Origin of the sequence: Streptosporangium sp. NPDC049644 (assembly GCF_040675205.1) — a bacterium.
Taxonomy (GTDB): domain Bacteria; phylum Actinomycetota; class Actinomycetes; order Streptosporangiales; family Streptosporangiaceae; genus Streptosporangium; species Streptosporangium fukuiense.
The window spans coordinates 1-1,053 of record NZ_JBFAOJ010000287.1 but is presented as its reverse complement, the minus strand read 5'-3'; the positions used below and the strand labels follow the sequence as shown (position 1 = coordinate 1,053).

1 protein-coding gene is annotated in these 1,053 nt (G+C 70.9%); it reads left to right on the top strand.

Features of this window, described 5'->3' with window-relative positions; genetic code table 11:
- The coding region (locus AB0J58_RS45185) for an MDR/SDR family oxidoreductase (protein ID WP_364228054.1) at positions 1-1,053 on the top strand (1,053 nt) is incomplete at both ends.

Here is a 1,053-nt window from a genome sequence, read left to right as displayed (position 1 = left end):
GTTGGCGGTGCGTGCGGCGGGGATCAACTTCCGTGACCTGCTGGACGGGCTGAACGCGCTGGGCTGGTTCCAGGACAAGGTCGGCCTGATGGGCGCCGAGGCCGCCGGCGTGGTGCTGGAGGTCGGCCCCGGAGTGGACGGGCTGCGCCCCGGGGATCGCGTGGCGGGTCTGGCCGAGGGCGCCTTCGGCCCGGTGGTCGTCGCCGACGCCATCTCCTTGGCCAAGATTCCCGACGACTGCTCCTTCGAGCAGGCGGCGACGATCCCGGTGGCGTTCCTCGCGGCCTACTACGGGCTGATGGACCTGGCCGCGCTGCGGGAGGGCGAGTCGCTGCTGGTGCACGCGGGCACCGGTGGGACCGGTATGGCGGCGATCCAGCTCGCTCAGCGGCTCGGGGTCGAGGTGTTCGCGACGGCGAGCCCGGCCAAGTGGGATGTGCTGCGTTCGATGGGCATTCCGGACGATCACATCGCCTCCTCGCGGGATCTGGAGTTCGAGGAGCGTTTCCGGGCGGTGTGCGGGGAGCGCGGGATCGATGTGGTGCTGAACTCGCTGACGGGCGAGTTCATCGACGCCTCGGCGCGCCTGCTGCGGCCGGGTGGCCGGTTCATCGAGATGGGCAAGCTCGACATCCGTGACCAGGACCGGTTCCCCGGCCTGGTCTACCACTGGTTCGATGTGCTGGACGCCGGGCCCGAGCGGTTGCGGGAGATCCTGGGCGAGCTGATGGGGCTGTTCGCCTCGGGTGAGCTTCGGCCGTTGCCGTTCACGGCGTGGGACGTGCGCCGGGGCCGGGAGGCGTTCCGGCTCATGAGCCAGGCCAAGCACACTGGCAAGCTCGTGCTCACGATGCCCCACCGGTGGGACCCGGAAGGCACGGTGCTGATCACCGGCGGCACCGGTGGCCTGGGTGCGCTGTTCGCCCGGTACGTGGTGGCCGAGCACGGGGTGCGGCATCTGCTGCTGACCAGTCGGCGCGGGCTTGATGCTCCGGGCGCGGTGGAGTTGCGGGCCGAGCTGATCGCCCACGGTGTCCAGGTCACGATCGCCGC